The sequence below is a fragment of the Candidatus Binataceae bacterium genome (genome assembly GCA_035294265.1).
Taxonomy (GTDB): Bacteria; Desulfobacterota; Binatia; order Binatales; family Binataceae; genus DATGLK01.
Map to the genome: position 1 here is coordinate 1 of DATGLK010000092.1, position 4,593 is coordinate 4,593.

Genomic DNA, 4,593 nt, shown 5'->3' on the forward strand with positions numbered 1-4,593 from the left:
GACGTTGTCCTGGTAGTTGCCCAGCTTGATCGCGCCCGAGGGAATGACGACATTGCTTTGGCCCAGGGAATTGCCGATATCGTAGGCCGACAGGCCGTTGGCGTATTGCGCGGTTGGATCGAGGTTGACCATGATCGAGCGCTGCACCCCGCCCATCGGCGCGGGCGAGGAAAACCCCGGGATAGTAAAGAGCTGCAAGCGGATGAAGTTCAGCCCGTAGTCGAACAACTGCTCGGTGGAAAGAGTTTCGCTGAAGACATTGAGCTGCGCCACCGGCACGTTGGCGGCGTTGTAGGAAATTATCTGAGGCGGCTGGGTGCCGCGGGGCAGGATCGACAGGATGGTCTCGGAAACCGCGTTAATCTGCGCGATCGCCGAACCGAGGTCGCTGTCGGGATAGAAATAAATCTTGAGGATGCCCAGCCCGTTGATCGACTCCGATTCCATGTGCTCGATGCCGTTGACCGTAGTCGAGTAGGCGCGCTCGCTGATAAACACCATGCGATGCTCGACGTCGAGAGTCGACAAGCCGGGATAGCTCCATACCACCATCACCACCGGCAGGTTGATGGCAGGAAAAATGTCGACGTTCATCAGCTCGAAGCTGAGCACCCCCAGCACCAACATCAGCAGCGCCATTACCGCCACAGACAGCGGGCGGCGCAGGGCCAAACGAACGATCCACATCATGGCGTTAGATCTCCCTGCGCATCGTGGAACTCTGGCGCCAACCTTGGGAGCATCGCAGCAGTGCTCAAAAGACTACGGAAGACGGAAGATTTGCCGGTTAAATGATCTGCCGGTTTAACCCCGGCCACCAGTTATCAAGACTAGTCCGCCACGGCTAAAGAGCCTAAGACCGGCTCCGGCGTGGGTCAAGTAACCGCGCACGCCACCATTCGATTCCGCCGCCCTTGCGCCTGCCCCGGCCAGTCCATAAGTAGGAATAGCGCCAAGCGGTTGGTTGGCTAGCATTTTTTGGCTAACCCCTAGATGAACCCGGGCCGTTTCGACGTTAAAGGTAGAACGATTAGTCAACCAGTGGGTAATGACGATTACGGATCGAGCTCGGGGGAGCGCGCGGAGGCATACATGAAGCTGTTAAGTTTTAGCTACCATGGTCAAAATCGCGTCGGAGTATTGCGCGATAATGAAGTAGTCGATTTGGGAACGTTTCCGGAATTGCCTCAGACCATGTTGGCGCTGCTTGAGGCAGGTCCTGCAGCGCTGGAGCGGGTCGGGACGGCGGCAGATAGAGCAACTACGCGCTTGGCGCTGTCGGAAGTGAAGTTGGAAGCGCCGCTGCGCCAACCGCCGGAATTCCTCGCCATCGGACGTAATTACGCCGACCATATCGCCGAGATGGGTCACGCCAAACCGGAATTCCCCCGTTTCTTCAACAAGCAGGTCAGTTGTATCGTAGGGCCCTTCGATCCGATTGAGATACCGCGCGCCTCGGCGGCAGTTGATTATGAAGGCGAACTGGCCTTCGTCATCGGCCGCCGTTGTCGTCACGTTCCGCGCCAGCGCGCGCGCGAGGTCATTGCCGGCTACATGATCGTCAACGATGTCAGCGTACGCGACTGGCAAGGCAAGGCGCCCACCATCACCCTGGGCAAGTCCTGGGACAGCCACGGTCCCACCGGACCATGGATTGTAACCGCCGACGAGGTCCGCGATCCTCAGGCTTTGGAACTACGCACCTGGGTCAACGGCGAATTGCGCCAGCATTCCAATACCCGTCACATGATTTATGACTGTTTCGCCCAGATAGAGCTGCTTTCCACCGTCTTCACCCTTCTGCCGGGCATGATCGTCTCCACCGGCACGCCCAGCGGGGTGGCGCACGGAATGAACCCACCTCGCTACCTACGGGCAGGCGATCGGGTCAAGATCGAAATCGAGGGTGTGGGGGCGATCGACAATCCGGTGATCGACGAGCCCGCTGACAGCGCCCGGCTCTAAGCCTACGCCGTGCCTCAGGCCGTTTTGCGCCGACGATTTTCCGACCTACGAGCCGCCTGGAGAGACCGGCCAAGTCGGGTGCAATAACTGCGGCTTGGCTTGGGGAGGCGCGAGAGCCCGATCGCTGGCGATCGCTTCGCTGGCTTCGCTTTGGGCCAGCGCTTGCTGTTCCACAGTTTCCCGCAAGCGGCTGGAAATCGGGATTCGCCGAACGATCTCCCGGCACGCCTCTTCCTCAGCCCGCGCCAAGTTGATGTCGCGCAGTTGCAAAATGTTTTGCGCTGAGTTGATCGCGATATCCTCCAGGTCAAGGGCTGGGAGCACCTGCGCCTCCCAGCGGCTGCCGGCCGCGTCGATCAGCGTACTGCCATCGCGGGTGGAAACCATCCGCATCCGGACCCCGACTTGCCAAGCGGCGCCCAAGAGCAGGTAGTAGGCCTCGTAATGCACCACCTCGCCGTAAACTACCGCATCAACTCCTAGCCATCGTCCCAGTTCCTGGGGCGGTACCCGAGCGAGTTTCTGCGGAGTGTCGACCCCGCGATCCTTGAGCACCGCATCAATCCCGTAGAGATTGGCCATGGCGAACTCGCGCTCGGCCAAATAGCCTTGTAGCGCCCGCCGCAGCCGTTGGGCATGCGTCCAGGCCAGAATCATCCGTTCATCATGGCTGTGGTGGGTCAAGGGTATTTTATTTACCACGAACTCGGCGCTACCGACGTCTGTAAAGGGCAGCACGGCAATGTGCTCCGGGGTATTTTTAAGATAAGCCGGCGCCAGCGTGACGGTAAAGGAACCAGGATCGGTTTCCACTATCCGGTCGAGCAGGGTTTTGCGACCATGGCTCTGGAGGTCGTACTCGGGTTGGAAGAAGGGGCGAGTTTCGTAATTATTGCCGGTGGTGCAACTCCACAACGCCAGTGTTGCAACTAACGCCCAGTTTTTCCCCAGACGCCGGCCACGGCCAAGCGCTATGTCCTTACCACGCACGCCCTGACATCGGAGCAAGGTTTCTGCCACGCTTGCCCGCATAGCCGCAGCAACGCCGCCTCAATTCCTTGTTTTGGCCTGAGCGCTTGCTTTTCACCACGCCCGCACGGTGGCTCGGCATGGGTTCAAGCATACGCATGACGACCATGCTTGGCATCGGTTTACATGTAAAAATTTCAGGCATTCAGAGCTTGAGCCTCTAAATCTCCCATAAATAGCGGCAAAAGTTAATGGCCCGCGATTTGCTTAAATTTGCATCCGTAGGCAGCTAAAATGGTAGAGGACGATAGCTCCTCCCAATAGATTAAAGAGCGAAAAGGCGACAGGTCTACATGATTAGTACCAAGGAGAGGAAGCAGGTTATGCAGAACGTACAGCGTGAGCCTCAGGGCGAAGGATTCTATGATCGGCAGATCAACGCGGGTGGCGGCGGTGAGATACTGACCGTGCGGATGGTTTCCGATTACTTGCATTGTCATCCCAGCACGATTTACCGCTTGATTAAGCATCGCGCGATTCCGGCCTTCAAAATCGGAGCCGATTGGCGCTTCCATCGGGCTGCTTTAGAGCGTTGGCTCAACGCCAAGATCGAAGCCGCCGACCGCAACTAAGCTGCTTCACGCCGCTGCGGAAGAGATCGGGCGTCCTTGTGCCCAGGCCAGCTTTTGGAACAGGGCCAGATAAGGCCCCCAGGTGAAGTTGCGCCATAAAACCAGTCGCAGTTGACGTGGACTGCAAAAGTTCCGAGCGATTGCTTCACCTGCGCTAGCCGCCGGCGAACAGGTATCGTGCCTGCGCGGCAAAAGCCTTGGTCGCATACACGATGCGAGCCGAAAGAAGGTTGATGCCCGCTTGTCGCCACGGGAGGGAGCGAGGTCTTTTGGTCCGGCGAAAGCCCCTAAGCAAACCCCATTCCGTTCCTTTCCGCCCTGACCAGGGAACAGGAGACCGTGGCCGAAGCTACGGAGCACAGCCAACTGGGCTCAAGGCGCGGTTGGTGGCCCAATACGCGGGAGCTTGACCGGGGCAGCCAAACCGAGAAACTCACTGAGGCTGCTGGCGGCATGATTGGCGATCCAAAGGTTGCCAGAAGCATCGATAGCCACTGACTGATCCAGCGCCCCTGACAGGCCCGCGCCGGTGAAGCCTGTGGCCGGACTGAGTACCGTGCCGTTGGCCGCAAATTCGGCTATTGTTCCCTCGCTGCGGTCGGTTACCCACACTTTGCCGGCGGAATCCACCGCCAGAGCCACCGGCGTGATCAATCCACCGGCGGAAAACGGCGAGCCGCTGACAGGACTACCGTTGGGAGCCAGTACGACCACGTTGCCGGCATTGGTATTGGCGACCCACACGTTGCCGTCGGGATGAAGCGCGATACCCAGGGGGACGTTAAGGCCCGAGAACGGCCCGTTAATCAAGCTGCCAGTCAAATCGAACTGCGCAACCCCGAATTGAGTTAGGGCCCAGAGCGAAGGGGTGGCCGAAATCGCCAATCCGCTGGGAAAGTTACCCATCGCCGAATAAGGTGAACCGGGGCTCGCGGCGCCGCTGGGAGCAAATTCGGAAATCGTTCCCCCCTCGGTGCTGTTGGTCACCCACACGTTGCCTTGAGGGTCGATGGCGACATCATAGGGG

At 59.0% G+C, this 4,593-nt stretch carries 5 protein-coding genes; 2 read left to right on the forward strand and 3 right to left on the reverse strand.

Features of this window, described 5'->3' with window-relative positions; all coding sequences use genetic code 11:
- The coding region (locus tag VKV28_14225; protein ID HLH77955.1) for an efflux RND transporter permease subunit at positions 1 to 690 on the reverse strand (690 nt) is incomplete at its 3' end.
- 402 nt (positions 691 to 1,092) lie between these two features.
- Here VKV28_14225 and VKV28_14230 point away from each other — a divergent pair.
- The gene (locus VKV28_14230; GenBank protein HLH77956.1) at positions 1,093 to 1,965 is read left to right on the forward strand and encodes a fumarylacetoacetate hydrolase family protein; all 873 of its coding nucleotides are present in this window, start codon (positions 1,093 to 1,095) and stop codon (positions 1,963 to 1,965) included.
- A 45-nt stretch (positions 1,966 to 2,010) separates the two neighbouring features.
- Here VKV28_14230 and VKV28_14235 read toward each other — a convergent pair whose 3' ends face one another.
- A complete protein-coding gene (locus tag VKV28_14235; GenBank protein HLH77957.1) occupies positions 2,011 to 2,880 on the reverse strand; it encodes a GNA1162 family protein in 870 nt (289 codons plus the stop codon).
- A 437-nt stretch (positions 2,881 to 3,317) separates the two neighbouring features.
- Between VKV28_14235 and VKV28_14240 the strand changes: the two genes are divergently transcribed.
- Positions 3,318 to 3,566 (forward strand): helix-turn-helix domain-containing protein, encoded by a 249-nt coding sequence (locus VKV28_14240; protein ID HLH77958.1) that lies wholly within the window; start codon positions 3,318 to 3,320, stop codon positions 3,564 to 3,566.
- A 372-nt stretch (positions 3,567 to 3,938) separates the two neighbouring features.
- Here the strand turns inward: VKV28_14240 and VKV28_14245 are convergent.
- On the reverse strand, positions 3,939 to 4,593 hold a 655-nt coding region (locus tag VKV28_14245), incomplete at its 5' end, for an NHL repeat-containing protein (GenBank protein ID HLH77959.1).

Excerpts from the sequence above, each read along its gene's own strand:
- VKV28_14230 (HLH77956.1), top strand. The coding sequence starts at position 1,093 with ATGAAGCTGTTAAGTTTTAGCTACCATGGTCAAAATCGCGTCGGAGTA.
- VKV28_14240 (HLH77958.1), top strand. The coding sequence starts at position 3,318 with ATGCAGAACGTACAGCGTGAGCCTCAGGGCGAAGGATTCTATGATCGG.